The following is a 15643-nucleotide window of genomic DNA, read 5'->3' on the forward strand; positions in this document are numbered from 1 at the left end:
GGTTTCGATACGGCTCGTCGCAAGCTCCTCACCTACTCAACCAGCGTGGTGGATCACGCAGCCGAGGTGACGCGGTAGACGTCGTAGACGCCCTCCACGTTGCGGACCACGTTCAGTACGTGGCCGAGGTGTTTGGGGTCGCCCATCTCGAAGGTGAACTTGGAGATGGCCACCCGGTCGCGGCTGGTGGTGACCGACGCCGACAGGATGTTCACGCGTTCGTCGGCGAGCACCTTGGTGACGTCGGACAGCAGGCGATGGCGGTCGAGTGCCTCGACCTGGATCGCCACCAGGAACACCGATTCCGGGGACGGCGCCCACGACACGTCGAGGATGCGTTCGGACTGCTGCTGCAGCGAGGTCGCGTTGGTGCAGTCGGTGCGGTGCACGCTGATGCCGCCGCCGCGGGTGACGAAGCCCATGATGTCGTCACCCGGTACGGGCGTACAGCATTTGGCGAGTTTGATCACCACGTTGTCGACGCCGTCGACGACCACGCCGGCATCGCCGCCCTGACGTGAGCGGGTGGGCATCGTCGACGGGGTGGACCGCTCGGCGAGCGCCTCCTCCGCGTCCTCGATGCCGCCGAGGGATGCGACGAGGCGGTTGACGACGTGCCGTGCGGAGACGTGGTTCTCGCCCACCGCGGTGTACAGCGCGGTGACGTCGTTGTACCGCAACTCCTTGGCGATCGCCGCCATCGACTCCGCGGACAGCAAGCGCTGCAACGGGAGTCCGCCGCGACGGACCTCCTTGGCGATCGCGTCCTTGCCGGCCTCGAGGGCCTCCTCGCGGCGCTCCTTGGCGAACCATTGCCGGATCTTGGCCTTGGCCCGCGGCGACACCACGAACGTCTGCCAGTCCTTCGACGGCCCGGCGGTCGGCGCCTTGGAGGTGAACACCTCCACCACCTCACCGTTCTCGAGCTTGCGTTCGAGCGCGACCAGCCGGCCGTTGACGCGGGCGCCGATGCAACGGTGACCGACCTCGGTGTGGACGGCGTAGGCGAAGTCGACCGGCGTCGATCCGGCGGGCAGCGTGACCACGTCGCCCTTCGGAGTGAAGACGAAGATCTCGCGGACGGCGAGGTCGTAGCGCAGCGACTCCAGGAACTCGCCGGGGTCGGCGGCCTCACGCTGCCAGTCGAGCAGCTGCCGCATCCACGCCATGTCGTCGATCTCGGCGGTGTCGGACTTCTTGCCCGACTTGCGGTAGCCGCTCTCCTTGTACCGCCAGTGAGCGGCGATGCCGAACTCGGCGGTGCGGTGCATCTCGTGCGTGCGGATCTGAACCTCGAGCGGCTTGCCCTCGGGCCCGATCACGGTGGTGTGCAACGACTGGTAGACACCGAACCGCGGCTGCGCGATGTAGTCCTTGAAGCGTCCGGCCATCGGCTGCCACAGCGAGTGGACGACGCCGACGGCCGCGTAGCAGTCGCGGTCCTCCTCGCAGAGGATGCGCATGCCGACGAGGTCGTGGATGTCGTCGAAGTCGCGTCCCTTGACGATCATCTTCTGATAGATCGACCAGTAGTGCTTGGGCCGACCCTCGACGGTTGCCGAGATCCGCGCCGCGGACAGCGCGTTGTTGATGTCGGCCCGGACCCGGGCGAGGTAGGTGTCGCGCGACGGGGCGCGGTCGGCGACCAGGCGCACGATCTCCTCGTACCGCTTGGGGTGCAGGATCGCGAAGGAGAGGTCCTCGAGTTCCCACTTGACCGTCGCCATACCGAGTCGATGAGCAAGCGGCGCAATGACTTCCAGCGTCTCGCGGGCCTTGCGCGCCTGCTTCTCCGGCGGGAGGAAACGCATCGTCCGCATGTTGTGCAACCGGTCGGCGACCTTGATCACGAGCACCCGCGGGTCGCGGGCCATCGCGATGATCATCTTGCGGATCGTCTCGGCCTCGGCGGCGCTGCCCAGCGCGACCTTGTCGAGTTTGGTGACGCCGTCGACGAGGTGTGCCACCTCCTGACCGAAGTCGCGTTCGAGCGCTTGCAGTGAGTAGCCGGTGTCCTCGACCGTGTCGTGCAGCAGCGCGGCGATCAGGGTCGTGGTGTCCATGCCGAGGTCGGCGAGGATCGTCGCGACTGCCAGCGGATGGGTGATGTAGGGGTCACCGGACTTGCGCTTCTGCCCGCTGTGGCGCTCCTCGGCGACGTCGTAGGCCCGCTGCAGGAGCGCGACGTCGGCCTTCGGGTAGATCTCGCGGTGCAGGGTGACCAGCGGCTCGAGGACGGGGCGGACCTGGCTGCGCGTGGCGGTCATCCGCCGGGCGAGGCGGGCGCGCACGCGCCGTGAGGCGGACGGGGAGGTCGACGTCGCGGCGGGTGCACCCTGGACGACGGCGTCGCCGGTCGCGTCGGCAGGGGTCACGGAGTGCTGAGCCGTGCCGGATTCATCGGGCATTGCCGGTCCTCCTCCGCGTGTCGTGGTCTTTTCGAGTCTAGATCCCCGACGGTCAGTCGAGCGCCACCGAGTGGACGGGGACGTCCGGACCGAGTCCACGGGCGATCGTGTCCCGGCCGCCGAGGCCGACGAGCTCCATGATGACCGCGACCCCGACCACGCGCGCTCCGGTCCGGTTGAGCAGATCCGCCGCGGCGACCGCGGTACCGCCGGTGGCCAGGACGTCGTCGACGAGCAGTACACGCTGCCCGGTCAGGTCGAGGCCGTCCGCGGGGATCTCCAGCGTCGCCGAGCCGTACTCGAGGCTGTAGGTGACCGCGTGCACCGGCGGCGGCAGCTTGCCGCCCTTGCGCACCGCGAGGACCCCGACCTCGAGCTCACGGGCGACCGCACCGCCGAGGAGGAAGCCGCGGGCGTCGATGCCGGCGACGAGGTCGATCTCGGTACAGCCGTGCGTCAGCGCGGTGACGATCGCCGACAGCCCCACGGCATCGGCGAGCACCGGGGTCAGGTCCTTGAAGGCGATCCCGGGGCTCGGGAAGTCGTCGACGAGTCGGGTGTGCCGGGCGATCGCCGCCTGGGCACGTGTGACCGCTTCCGCGGTCCGTTCCGGTACCACGCCGGCCATCAGAACTCCCCTGCCATTTGTCTGCACTGTCACTTGCTGATCGTCCATCGATCCATGTTCCATCCGGTGCCGGCGCGACTGAGTCCCGCGGCGACACCACCCACCTGATCCTTCCACTGCCGGATGCGCGGCGAGGCGAACAGGGGTATCGACGGCATCGACGACCAGCTCGCGTTCTCGATCGACCGGGCCAGCCGCAGCCGGTCGGATTCGGACACGGTGACCGCGAACTGATCGATCCCGCGACTCACCTGTGGGTCCCGCGTCCCGGAGAGGTTCAGCGGGTCGCCGCCGCGCAACGAGTAGGCGTCCCGGCTCGGGTCGGCGGCGCCGGCCGCGGCGAAGGAGTCGCCGCTGGCCATGATGACCGCGTCGACGTCCTTGCCCAGCGAGCCGGGCTGGACGTCGGGTGTGGCGACATCCTCGACGACGAAGCCGGCATCCCGGCACGACGCCGCGATGGCCGCGACCATCTGCTGCCAGCGCAGGGTCGGCGCCACGTAACCGATGCGGACGCGCCGCGGCTGCAGACTCGCGGTGGTCGTGCTCCCGTCCCCTGCACCCTGACCGGTCGCGGCGCGCAGCAGGTTCCGGGCCCGCTCGAGGTCGGGAGTCTGGTAGGCGCGGCCGAACTCGGGGTTCATCGGACCGGCGAGGTTGTCGGCGGGTGCGAGGACGCGCAGATTCCAGACGGCGGCGCCACCGGAGAAATCGCGGGCGAGGTCGGCGCGCGGCACGCACGAGGCGAACGCCTGGCGCATCCGCACGTCCCCGAAGACGCCCTTGCCGGCGAGCACGATCTGTTCCACACCGATCGCCCGGGCGGGTGACGCCGGCCCGTCGGGCCCCGACGTCCCGGCGAGGTCGCCCTCTACGACGCCCGCGGTGACGTCGACGATGTCGAACTTGCCGTCGGGCAGGCGGCGCGTCGAATCGGTTCCGCGACCCCAGATCACGATGCGTGAGGTCTCCGGCCTGTCCCCCCACCACGATTCGTTGGCGACCAGGACCAGTCCGCCCGACCGCGAGTAGCGGTCGATGCGGTACGGCCCGGAGGACGGGAACCGGGCATGGTCTACCGGTCCGAAGGTGAGGTCGAAACCGGTGTTCCAGGCCGTCGCGATGCGGGCCAGCGCGCCGCGGTCCTTCGCGCGGATGGGGTCGACGACGTTGGCGAGCCCGGCTTCGCGGGCCACGATGTGCGCCGGCAGCAAGGTGCCCGCGCCGAACAACGACAGCCAGTTGCGGTACTCACGACCCGGCGCGAACGTGACCGTCGCCGACTTCTCGCCGGGCGAGCACTCCACCTTCTCGATGTCGCGGTACCCGGCGGTCGTCGCCGGCGTGAACCCCGGGAAACGTCCGCTCATCGCCGCCCACGCCAGCATCAGGTCGTCGCAGTCGAGTGCGACCTCGTCGGTGAAGGCCGCCTCGGGCGTGAACTCGTACCGCAGCGCCGGTGCGCGTCCCGGGATCCGGGTCACGGTGCCGACGTCGCGGTCCGGGATGACCTGCCCCTGGGGTCCGAGCAGGCTGAAACCCGGCAACAGACGGCTGGTGGCCATGAGCACACCGTCAGCGTTGCCGTCGACGGTGTTCGCGTTGTAGCTGGTCACGTGGGCGTCGACCACGTAGTCGATGGTCGGGGGCCCGTCGTCGCCGCAGGCCGTCAGGACGCCGGCGCCCGTGACGATCCCGACGAGCAGGCTCAGGACCCTGATGAACTCCCGGTGCCTGACGATCACGTGGGTGAGACTAACGGTTGCGACGGCGTTTGCCGGTCGGTACCCGTTCGGCGTCGTCCGTGTCGGCCGCGCCACGACGACGGCGCACCGGCCGGACGTCGGCGCTCGGAGCCACGCCCGACTCGATCCCGGCGCGACGGTTCAGCACCTTGGCGGTGTGCCGGGAGACGTCCTCGCGGCGTTCCTTCAGCGTCACCAGCAGCGGCGAGGCCAAGAAGATGGAGGAGTACGTGCCGACGACGACGCCGACGAGCTGGATCAGACCCAGGTCCTTCAGCGTGCCGACGCCGAGCAGCCAGACGGCCACGACCATCAGCGCGATGATCGGCAGGACCGAGATGATGGTCGTGTTGATCGATCGCATCAGCGTCTGGTTGACCGCCAGGTTCGCCTGCTCGCCATAGGTCCGACGAGTTGTCTGCAGTACCGAGCGGGTGTTCTCCTGCACCTTGTCGAACACCACGACCGTGTCGTAGAGCGAGAAGCCGAGGATGGTCAGCAGACCGATCACCGTGGCCGGGGTGACCTCCCAGCCGACCAGCGAGTAGACGCCCGCGGTGGCCACGATGTCGAAGACGAGGGATGCCATCGCCGCGATCGACATCTCCCGGTCGAACCGGACCGCGATGTAGACGAACACGATGACGAGGAACACCGCGAGCGCGATGACCATCTTCTCGGTGATCTCACGGCCCCAGGTGGAGCTCACGTCGGAGATGCTGACCTCCGAGGCGGTCAGTGCCGGACCGAATTCCGCAGTGAGAGCGCGGGTCACGGCCTCGGCCTGGGCCAGGTCGAGGGTCTCGGTGCGCACCTGCACGGTGGCGCTGTTGCCGGCACCGGCGGTCTGGACCGATTCGGGCTCCTCACCGAGTGCCTCGGTGACGACCTTCTCGACGGAGTCGGCGGTGATCTCCGACGAGGCGACCGGCACCGACATCTGGGTGCCGCCCTCGAAATCGATGCCGAAGGTGAAGCCCCGGATCGCGATCGACGCCAGGCAGATCAGCATGATCGCGGCGGTGACGATGTACCAGAACTTCCGCTTGCCGACGATCTCGAAGGCACCGGTACCGGTGTAGAGGCGGGCGAAGAAGCCGCGCTTGGTGTCGGAGACGAAGTCCGCGTCGGTACCGGTCGACGGTGACGGCGGCTCGACGACCGCGGTGTCGCCGGGCTCCCGCGAGTCCTTGTTCGGGTTGTCCGGACGGGTCATCGCACAGTCCCCTTCTCGCTGGTGGACGCGTCGGCACGGGCCGCTTCGGCGGCCTCGGCCTGGCGGCGGGCCGCGACCTTGCGCTCGCGGGCCACCTCGCTGACCGCGCCGAGGCCGTTGACGCTCGGCTTGGACAGGAACGACGACCGGCTCGCGTAGACGACCAGCGGGTGGGTCACCAGGAACACGACCATGACGTCGAGGATGGTGGTGAGTCCGAGGGTGAACGCGAAGCCGCGCACCTCACCGATGGCGAGGATGTAGATCACCGCGGCGGCGATGAAGCTCACCGCGTTACCGGACCAGATCGTGCGACGGGCACTCGCCCAACCGCGTGGCACGGCCGAGCGGAAACTTCGACCCTCACGCATCTCGTCCTTGATGCGTTCGAAGTAGACGACGAACGAGTCCGCGGTCATACCGATACCGATGATCAGACCGGCGATGCCCGCGAGGTCGAGGGTGAACCCGATCCAGCGTCCGAGCAGGACGATGATGCCGTAGACCATCGCGCCGGCGAGGACCAGCGACAGCGTCGTCAGGATGCCGAGCATCCGGTAGTACGCAAGCGCGTAGATCAGGACCGCGACGAGGCCGATCGCGCCGGCGAGGAGACCCGCCTTGAGCGACGAGAGACCCAGTGTGGCCGAGACGGTTTCGGCGTCGGAGGCGTTGAACGACAGCGGCAACGAGCCGTACTTCAGCACGTTCGCCAGCTCGTTGGACGACTTCTCGGTGAACGGGTCGGCGCTGCTGCCGCTGATGCGGGTCTGACCGCCCGGGATCGGCTCGTTGATGGCCGGCGCGGAGACGACGGCCGAGTCGAGGGTGAACGCGGTCTGCGTGCGGTTGGGCGCTTCCTGGGCGGTGTACTTGGGCCAGAAGTCCGCGGCCTTGCCCTTGAACTCGAGGGTGACGACCCATTCGCCGGTCTGCGGATCGGTGCCGGCGGACGCGTCCTTGATGTCGCGGCCGTCGATGATCTGCGGACCGAGGAGGTAGACCTCCTTGCCGTCGGTGGAACACGCCACCAGGTACTGGTCGGGCAGGTCGTTGCCGCGCAGTGGGTCGTTGGCGGTCGGCGAACAGTCCATCTTCGCCATCTGCTCCTGCAGCGGGACCAACTGCTCCTGCTTGGCGTCGCCCGGCGCCTGACGGATCTTGCGCTGCTCGGCGATCGCCGCCGCGGCCACCTCGGTGGGCATCCCGTCGGCCTGGTCCTCGTCCTGGTCCTCCGGCTTCGGCGGCTGCGGGGTCGCCGCCGTCGCGCCGACGACCGGCCGCACGTACAGACGCGCGGTCTGGCTCAGCGACTTGGCCTGTGCGCCGTCCTCACCGGGCACCGTGATCACGAGGTTGTTGCCGGTGACGACGACCTCGGATCCGGAGACACCGAGACCGTTCACACGCTGCTCGATGATCTGCTTGGCCTGATCGAGCTGCTGGCGGCTCGGTTCCTTGCCGTCCTCGGTGCGCGCGGTCAGCGTCACCCGGGTTCCGCCCTGCAGGTCGATGCCCAGTTTGGGCTCGAGCGTCTTGGGACCGGTGAAGTAGATCAACCCGTACACGACGGCGAGCAGAGCGAGGAAGGCCACGAGCGGACGCCACGGCGGGATCTCTCGACTCGGTCGCGACCGCTTGCCGGCGGACTTGGCCGCCTTCGCGGTCGAACGAGGACTTGTCACAGCTGTTCAGGTCTCCTTTGGGAACGTCAACCGGCCGAGGGCGCTCGGACCGCATGACCCACCGACTCCGAAAGGTCTGCGCGCACCGCACTGCTCAGCACAGCGGGGGCACGCAGACCTCGGCAAGACAGGATGCGCGGGAGGTGGGCGGGAGGCGCCACGCCGGTCGACGGCGCGGCGCTGCTCCGGGATTACTTGTCGGTGTCGCGCGCGTCGTCGGACGACGGCTTGTCGAGGCTTACCGAGTCCGAGTCGTCGGCGTAGTCGGTGTAGTCGGCCTCCGGCGCGGTGTGGCCCGGGTAGGTCGCGGCGGCCTCATCGGTGGGGATGACGCGCATGATCGCGAGACGGTTCCAGCGGGTGACCACACCGGTGGCGATCTCCACGTCGACGTAGTCGGACGACGCCGCGTCGATGACGGTGCCGAACAGACCCGAGGTCAGCTGGATGCGGGTACCCGTCGACACCGAGGCCTGCATGTCCTGCATCTCGGCCGCGCGCTTCTTCTGCTTCCGCATCGACAAGAACATGAAGCCGGCGAGGAGAGCCAGCAAGAGGGGGAAGAGCAGAGCGTCCATGGGTGAGAGTCAGTCCTTTGTGTTTCGGGTTGTACCGCGTGCACCACCACCCCGCGCCGATCGGCGAGAGGCATCGTGCGGCCACGCTGTGCTCCACACAGTGTGCCACGTCTATCTTTGTGAGCATCCCCGCAGGTGGTGCCCCGCGTCACACGGGGGTTCTCGCTACGGGTCGGGTCAGAGCTCGTCGAACAGGGACTCGCCCCCGATGTCGCGTGGGCGGGCACCGAAGGAGGCGTTCATCGCGCCGGCGGGCGGGGTCAGGCCCAGGTGATGCCACGCCGCTGCGGTGGCGACGCGTCCCCGTGGAGTGCGGGCGATCATCCCAGCCCGGACCAGGAACGGCTCGCAGACCTCTTCGACGGTCGCGGGCTCCTCGCCCACCGCCACCGCGAGCGTCGACACCCCGACCGGTCCCCCGCCGAACGCCCGGATCAGGGCGTCGAGGACGGCGCGGTCGAGCCGGTCGAAGCCGAGTTCGTCCACGTCGTAGACCTTGAGAGCGGCACGTGCGACGTCGACGGTGATCGAGCCGTCACCGCGGACCTCGGCGTAGTCGCGGACCCGGCGGAGCAGACGGTTGGCGATCCGGGGCGTGCCACGCGACCGCCGAGCGATCTCCTCGGAGGCGTCGAGCCGTAGTTCCATGCCGAGGATGCCCGCGGAACGGTTGAGCACCCGGACGAGCTCGGCCGGGTCGTAGAACTCCATGTGCGCGGTGAACCCGAAGCGGTCGCGCAGCGGGCCGGTCAGCGAACCCGAACGGGTGGTGGCGCCGACCAGGGTGAACGGGGCGACGTCGAGCGGAATGGACGTGGCACCCGGGCCTTTGCCGACGACGACGTCGACACGGAAGTCCTCCATCGCGAGGTACAGCATCTCCTCGGCGGGCCGGGCGATGCGGTGGATCTCGTCGATGAACAGGACGTCGCCCTCGACGAGGTTCGACAGCATGGCGGCGAGGTCACCGGCGCGTTCGAGCGCCGGACCCGAGGTCACTCGGATCGCCGCACCCATCTCCGAGGCGATGATCATGGCCAGCGAGGTCTTGCCGAGTCCCGGCGGGCCGGACAGCAGGATGTGATCGGGGGTCCCGCCGCGACCCTTGGCCCCATGGAGGACGAGTTCGAGCTGCTCGCAGACACGCGGCTGGCCGATGAAGTCGGCCAGCGAGCGTGGGCGCAGGCCGGCGTCGAGGTCGCCGTCGGACCGGACCGGTGTGGCGTTGACCTCGCGATCCTCGAGGTCGTCGGGATCGCCGGTCATCACGAGGCCTTGCCCAGCATCGCCAGCGACCGGCGGAGCACGGTCGAGGCGTCGGCGTCGGGATTCTCGGCAAGAACGGCGGTGACCGCCTTCTCGGCGGGGGCGGCGGTGAACCCGAGTCCGACGAGCGCCTCGGCGACCTGCTCGCGGATTCCGCCGGCGGGGACGCTGCCGGTGGCCGTGTCGGCCGTGGGACGGTCCACCTTGTCGCGGAGTTCGACGCAGAGCCGTTCGGCGACTCGTTTGCCGATGCCGGGCACCGACGTCAGTGCCTTGGTGTCGGAGTCGGCCAGTGCACGACGCAGCGCGTCGGGTTCGAGGACGGCGAGGGTCGCCATCGCCAGCCGCGGGCCGACCCCGGTGACCGTCTGCAGCAGCGCGAACAGCGCGCGGGCATCGGGTTCGGTGAACCCGTACAGCGTCATCGAGTCCTCGCGGACGATCATCGACGTCAACAGCGTCGCCTCGTCGCCGCGACGCAGCCGGGACAGCGTGACCGGGGTCGCCAGAACCCGGTAACCGACTCCCGCACAGTCGATCACGGCGTGATCGAGGGCGATCTCGAGAACCGGACCGCGGACTGACGCGATCATGCGCGACTCCCCTCTCGTGCCTGGGCCAGCCGCTTTCGATGCTTCGCGGCGGCCGCGTCGGCCTGTTTCTGCGCGGCCGCCATGCGCTCCATCATGGGCCCGCGCCAGCAGTGACAGATGGCGATCGCCAGCGCGTCGGCGGCGTCGGCGGGCTTGGGCTTGGTCTGCATGCCGAGGATGCGGGTGACCATCGCGGTGACCTGCGCCTTGTCGGCCCGGCCGCTGCCGGTGACGGCGGCTTTGACCTCCGAGGGCGTGTGAAAACGCACCGGGACGTCGCGCTGGCTGGCGGCGAGCGCGATCACGCCACCGGCCTGCGCGGTGCCCATCGCGGTCGACACCTGATTCTGCGCGAAGACCCGCTCGATCGCGACCGCATCGGGCTGGTGGACGTCGAGCCAGTGACACGCCGAGGTGTAGACGGCCAGCAGACGCTCGGCCAGGTCCATGTCGCTCGGCGTGCGCACGACGTCCACGTCGAGTGCGGTCACCGACCTGCCGCGACCCGACTCCACCAGCGCGATACCGCACCGGGTGAGACCCGGATCGACGCCCATGACGCGCACTCGTACCCTCCCAGGCATCCGAACAATGTTACGAACAGTTGTTCGAGATCCTATCCGGGTGGGCGGACAACTCCGATGATCAACACGCCCTCGCGAGGGCGGTGACGATCAGTCGTTCTCGAGCTCGGCGAGGACCTCGTCGCTGATGTCGACGTTGCTGTAGACGTTCTGCACGTCGTCGGAGTCCTCGAGTGCGTCGATCAGCTTGAACACCTTGCGCGCACCCTCGGCGTCGACGGCGACCTCCACCGATGCGCGGAAGCTGGCCTCGGCGGAGTCGTAGTCGATACCGGCCTCCTGCAGGGCGGTGCGCACCGCGACCAGGTCCGTCGGCTCGCTGATGATCTCGAAGGTGTCGCCGAGGTCGGTGACCTCTTCGGCACCGGCGTCGAGCACGGCCATCAAGATGTCGTCCTCGGACTGGCCGTTCTTCTCGAGGGTGACGACGCCCTTGCGGGTGAACAGGTACGAGACCGAGCCCGGATCGGCCATGTTGCCGCCGTTACGGGTCATCGCGGTGCGGACCTCGCCGGCCGCACGGTTGCGGTTGTCGGTGAGGCACTCGATCAGGATCGCCACGCCGTTGGGGCCGTAGCCCTCGTACATGATGGTCTGCCAGTCGGCGCCGCCCGCCTCTTCACCACCGCCGCGCTTGCGGGCGCGTTCGATGTTGTCGTTGGGCACCGACGACTTCTTCGCCTTCTGGATGGCGTCGAAGAGGGTCGGGTTGCCGGCCGGGTCACCACCGCCGGTTCGTGCGGCCACCTCGATGTTCTTGATCAGCTTGGCGAACATCTTGCCGCGCTTGGCGTCGATGACCGCCTTCTTGTGCTTGGTGGTGGCCCATTTGGAATGGCCGCTCATGTGGTCGCATCCTTTCCCGGTGCCGGTGCGCGGCGGGTGGATGCCCGCGGCACGCATGCCGGGCCCGTGGCCCCGCATCCGGCGATCCTCAAGCCTGCCGACTGCTGCCGCAGGCGCTTGCACTGTCGCTGGTTCGGCACGATCTTACCGACGCACCATCTCCACGAAGTATTCATGTACGCGTCGGTCGCCGGTGACCTCCGGATGGAACGACGTCGCGAGCACATTTCCCTGGCGGACCGCGACGATCCGCCCCTCGGCCGGCCCCTCCGGGACCCGGGCGAGAACCTCGACATCCGGTGAGATCGATTCCACCCAGGGTGCCCGGATGAAGACCGCCCGCATCGGCTGTGAACCGGCCCGATCGGTGATGCCGGCGAAGTCGAGATCGGTCTCGAAACTCTCCACCTGACGGCCGAAGGCGTTGCGCCGCACCGTGATGTCGAGTGCGTCGAGGTGGCGGGCGTCGGGGCGGGTGTCGAGGATCGTGGAGGCGAGCATGATCATGCCCGCGCAGGACCCGTAGGCGGGCAGCCCGTCGGAGAGCCGCTCGACGAGCGGGTCGAACAGGTCGAAGATGCCGAGCAGCTTGCTCATCGTCGTCGACTCCCCGCCGGGGATGACGATGCCGTCGATCTCGTCGAGCTCGGACTGCCTGCGGATGGGCAGCGCGTCGGCCCCACTGGCCTCGAGGGCGTGGATGTGTTCGCGCACGTCACCCTGAAGTGCGAGAACCCCGATCCGCGGTCGCGATCCGGCGCTCACCGATCGGTCCGGGCGTGCTGGTCCTCGGGCATCTGGCGTCCGGTGCGGGCGAGTCCCTCCTGCGTGACCGCCGCGACCATGCGTCCCTGCCGGTCGAAGATGCGGCCTTGAGTCAGGGCACGACCCCCGTCCGCGGACGGCGACGTCTGGTCGTAGAGCAGCCAGTCGTCGGCGCGGAACGGGCGCATGAACCACATCGCATGGTCGAGGGAGGCGACCTGGGGATTGGACTCGGGGTGCGGCACGCGCGACGACCCGAGCAGCGTCATGTCGCTCATGTAGGCGAGTGTCCCCACGTGGAACACCGTGTCGTCGGGCAACGGGTGCCGGTACCGGAACCAGACCCGTTGCTGCGCAGCGAGATACGGGGAGGTGACCATCTTCTCCGGCGGCACGATGCGGAGGTCGAAGTTACGCCATTCCTTGAACACCGCGCGCTCTTCCTCGCCGAGCTCGTCGAGGCGATCGGTGAGTTCCTCGGGTTCGGGCACCGGCGGCATGCGGTCCTGGTGCTCATAGCCCTGGTCGGTCCGGACGTGGAACGACGCCGACATCGTGAAGATCGCCTCGCCGTGCTGGATGCCGGTGACCCGCCGGGTGACGAACGACCGCCCGTCGCGGATCCGGTCGACGAGGAACACCGCCGGGATGTCGGGATCGCCGGGTCGCAGGAAGTATCCGTGCAGCGAGTGGACGTAATGGTCCGCGTCGACCGTCCGCGTCGCCGACATCAGCGCCTGGCCGGCGACCTGTCCGCCGAAGGTGCGCTGGAGGTGGCTGGGGAAAGCACCACCCCGGTAGATGTCGGTCTCGATCTGCTCGACCTGGAGTATGTCCTCGATGGCTGCCACGCGGTCCAGTATCCCGCACGTGGCAACCGTTCCGGACGTCAGCCTCTACAGCTCGTCGAGCGTCATGATCCCGTCCTGGATGGCGCGGGCCACCAGCGAGGCCTTGGTGGGAGCCGGGCGACCGATCTCGGCGTACTTGGCGCGGATGCGGGTCAGGTGCGTGTTGACCGTACCGAGGGAGATGTAGAGCTCCTGGGCGACGGCGGGCTTGGAGTCGACGAGCATCCAGGTACGCAGCACCTCGACCTCGCGGGAGGTGAGATTCGGCTTCGCGCGACCCGTGGACACCTCGGCGGTCACCGCGGTCTCGGGCGCCGGCATGGGCGAATTGGCGCGGTGCAGGTGCGGGTGCCCGGCGCGGTGGCCGAGACCGGGCTGGTTCTGGCGGGAGACCTGTCCGGGGAGCGGCATCCGGCGGGCTGCGAGACGGGCCAGCGCCTCCTGACGGCGGGCCTGCGCCTCGGCATCGCGTCGAGCGTTGATCTGGCGCAGGTGCTGGGGGGCCTGGTGGGCGATCGCAGTCATGTGTGCTTCCTCTTCACTCATCGAACCGGGTGGTCGGTGCCGGGTCTCTTCCGGCGATGAGATGAAGATTATGGGCGTTCCGCGCCCCGGTCGATGGGGAGAACTCCCCACCGCATGGGGAGAACTACCCATGCCGTAACCGCAGGTCAGAGGATCGGTTCAGCCGGCGGCGTTCCGCGCGGCCTCCGCGTCGATGAGCGGGAGATCCTCACGGGTCACGATGCGCGAGGACACCGCGTACTCGACGAGCTTGGTACGGCGGTTGCTGGCGAGTTTGCCGCCACCGCCCCGCATCCCGCTGACGCCGAGCTGATCGAGCTTGTCGCAGACGTTGTCGAGCTTGCGGTTGAACTTGGTCAGCGGCCAGCCGAGGCGTCGGGCGGCCTGAGCCGACGACGGGATCGACGAGGCGCCGGTCCCCTCACGGCGGAGGATCTCCTCCGCGAGCACGACGATCAGGAGCTTCTGGCTCTCGGTGAGGGTCGGCACGCCCTGGGTCGTGTGACCGCCGCTGAACTCGGGTCGGGTCACCGACTTCACCTGCGGCGCACGGGCGAACACGCTCAGCTCGTAGGTGGTGGGACCGGCGGTGAACACGATGGTGGTCTCGCCGAACACCAGCGGCATGCGTGCGCCCGGGCCGAGGGTGGCCGAGAAGCCGACGTCGCCGGCCGACACGCTCGCGGACAGGTGGGTGCCGAGGTTGGTCAGCCACCACAGGCCGTTCTCGTTGTGCACCACCAGGAATCGGCGGTGGAGATAAGGGTTGTCGTCGATCGACAGATCGGCCTCGCGACCGATGAAGAAGCGCCGGCCGGCGTCGAGAGCGGTGCGTTCGCCGCAGTATTCGACATACGTTGCTGCGTCGTCGAGTCCGGTGTCGGCGGCGCCGGCGGGGTCGTGGACCGAGGGATCGTGACCTGTGTTCATCAGATCACCTCGATCAGTTGGGGTCGGAGACCGTCGCCTCGTCGGTGGACTCCCCCTCGGCGGCGCCGTCGAGAGCAGGCATCGTCAGGGTCGGAACCGACTCGTGCACGGTCACCACGATGACGGTGACGTTGTCGTGGGCGCCGAGTGCGAGCGCCGCGTCGACGAGACGTTCGGCCGCCTCTTCGGAGCTCGACGCGTTGGCGAGGATGTCGCCGATCTCCTCGTCGGGCAACTCACCGGTGAGCCCGTCGGTACAGAGGAGCAGGACATCGCCCGGGAAGGCCGGGGTGTTGAAGAAGTCCGGGACGGGATCGACCATCCCGGCACCGAGGGCACGGGTGATGACGTTGCGCCGCGGGTCGGTTCGCGCCTGTTCGGGCGTCAGGAAGCCCGCGTCGATGAATTCCTGGACCTGCGAGTGATCGGTGGTCAGCTGCTGCAGCGAACCGTTCTGGTACCGGTAGGTGCGCGAGTCGCCGATGTTGAGGACCAGCCAGTGCGGGCACTGCTCGTGGGTGACCAGGACGGCCCCGGTGGCGGTGGTTCCCGCCCGGCGGTCGGTCTCGGTATCGATCTGGCCGATGCGGCGCTGCGCCGCGACCAGCAGGTCGTCGAGCTGCACCTTGGTGGCGTTCAGTTCGCCGGCGCTCGTCGCCTCGGAGAGGGTGAGCAGTGCGGCCTCGCTGGCGAGTTCGCCGCTGTCGTGCCCGCCCATGCCGTCGGCGATGAGGTACATGCCGGGCAGCGCAAGTGCGGCATCCTCGTTGGTCTCGCGGACCCGGCCGACGTTGCACGCCGCCGACCACTCGAGCCGCAATTCACCCACGATGTGTGTGCCCGAGACCGAGGCATCCCGAACGATGGTCGCCGCATCCATGATCAGCAGATCCTACCGCCGGAACACCCCCGGCTCGCTACGCATGTCGACTGTTCGGTCTCGGCGTGTTGAACGGGGGGCGTTCCGGCGGCGTGGGTCACCAGCCGCGCTCAGCCAGGCGGTGCGGCTGCGGGATGTCGTCG

The 15643-nt window shown here is 68.8% G+C and carries 15 protein-coding genes; all 15 read right to left on the reverse strand.

The genetic code is table 11. From position 1 onward, the window contains the following. Positions 1-53: 53 nt before the first annotated feature. Entirely contained in the window at positions 54-2408 is a 2355-nt protein-coding gene (locus OK17_RS07875) for a RelA/SpoT family protein (RefSeq protein WP_232719378.1), read from the reverse strand. A gap of 52 nt (positions 2409-2460) precedes the next feature. After that, a complete protein-coding gene (locus OK17_RS07880) occupies positions 2461-3036 on the reverse strand; it encodes an adenine phosphoribosyltransferase (RefSeq protein ID WP_232719379.1) in 576 nt (191 codons plus the stop codon). A gap of 29 nt (positions 3037-3065) precedes the next feature. Then, a complete protein-coding gene (locus tag OK17_RS07885; RefSeq protein ID WP_232719380.1) occupies positions 3066-4781 on the reverse strand; it encodes an ABC transporter substrate-binding protein in 1716 nt (571 codons plus the stop codon). 10 nt (positions 4782-4791) lie between these two features. After that, complete coding sequence (gene secF / locus OK17_RS07890) at positions 4792-5997, reverse strand: protein translocase subunit SecF (RefSeq protein WP_232719381.1); 1206 nt, start codon at positions 5995-5997, stop codon at positions 4792-4794. Continuing rightward, positions 5994-7682 carry a protein translocase subunit SecD gene (secD, locus tag OK17_RS07895; protein WP_461417123.1) on the reverse strand — a complete coding sequence of 563 codons (1689 nt, stop codon included), beginning with the start codon at positions 7680-7682 and terminating at the stop codon, positions 5994-5996. The genes secF and secD overlap by 4 nt, the downstream gene beginning before the upstream one ends. Before the next feature lie 191 nt (positions 7683-7873). Beyond that, positions 7874-8260: a preprotein translocase subunit YajC gene (yajC, locus tag OK17_RS07900; RefSeq protein WP_006866366.1), complete on the reverse strand. Its 387-nt coding sequence runs from the start codon at positions 8258-8260 to the stop codon at positions 7874-7876. Positions 8261-8437: 177 nt separating this feature from the next. Then, positions 8438-9526, reverse strand: a complete 1089-nt coding sequence (gene ruvB, locus OK17_RS07905; RefSeq protein WP_461417124.1) for a Holliday junction branch migration DNA helicase RuvB — start codon at positions 9524-9526, stop codon at positions 8438-8440. Beyond that, positions 9526-10119, reverse strand: coding sequence for a Holliday junction branch migration protein RuvA (gene ruvA / locus OK17_RS07910; protein ID WP_006866368.1), 594 nt, complete (start codon positions 10117-10119; stop codon positions 9526-9528). Before ruvA ends, ruvB begins: the two co-directional genes overlap by 1 nt. Beyond that, on the reverse strand, positions 10116-10685 hold the full coding sequence (ruvC, locus tag OK17_RS07915) for a crossover junction endodeoxyribonuclease RuvC (RefSeq protein WP_006866369.1): 570 nt from the start codon (positions 10683-10685) through the stop codon (positions 10116-10118). The genes ruvA and ruvC overlap by 4 nt, the downstream gene beginning before the upstream one ends. A gap of 108 nt (positions 10686-10793) precedes the next feature. After that, complete coding sequence (locus OK17_RS07920; RefSeq protein WP_040535889.1) at positions 10794-11549, reverse strand: YebC/PmpR family DNA-binding transcriptional regulator; 756 nt, start codon at positions 11547-11549, stop codon at positions 10794-10796. Between the two features lie 144 nt (positions 11550-11693). Next, positions 11694-12314 carry a pyridoxal 5'-phosphate synthase glutaminase subunit PdxT gene (pdxT, locus tag OK17_RS07925; RefSeq protein WP_006866371.1) on the reverse strand — a complete coding sequence of 207 codons (621 nt, stop codon included), beginning with the start codon at positions 12312-12314 and terminating at the stop codon, positions 11694-11696. Then, complete coding sequence (locus tag OK17_RS07930) at positions 12311-13165, reverse strand: acyl-CoA thioesterase (protein WP_006866372.1); 855 nt, start codon at positions 13163-13165, stop codon at positions 12311-12313. Before OK17_RS07930 ends, pdxT begins: the two co-directional genes overlap by 4 nt. A gap of 45 nt (positions 13166-13210) precedes the next feature. Beyond that, entirely contained in the window at positions 13211-13690 is a 480-nt protein-coding gene (locus OK17_RS07935; protein WP_204718184.1) for a helix-turn-helix transcriptional regulator, read from the reverse strand. 159 nt (positions 13691-13849) lie between these two features. Then, positions 13850-14620, reverse strand: coding sequence for a hypothetical protein (locus tag OK17_RS07940; protein ID WP_461417125.1), 771 nt, complete (start codon positions 14618-14620; stop codon positions 13850-13852). A 13-nt stretch (positions 14621-14633) separates the two neighbouring features. Beyond that, positions 14634-15500 carry a PP2C family protein-serine/threonine phosphatase gene (locus OK17_RS07945; protein WP_461417126.1) on the reverse strand — a complete coding sequence of 289 codons (867 nt, stop codon included), beginning with the start codon at positions 15498-15500 and terminating at the stop codon, positions 14634-14636. Between the last annotated feature and the right edge of the window lie 143 nt (positions 15501-15643).

Source organism: Gordonia sp. GN26, from assembly GCF_054823965.1.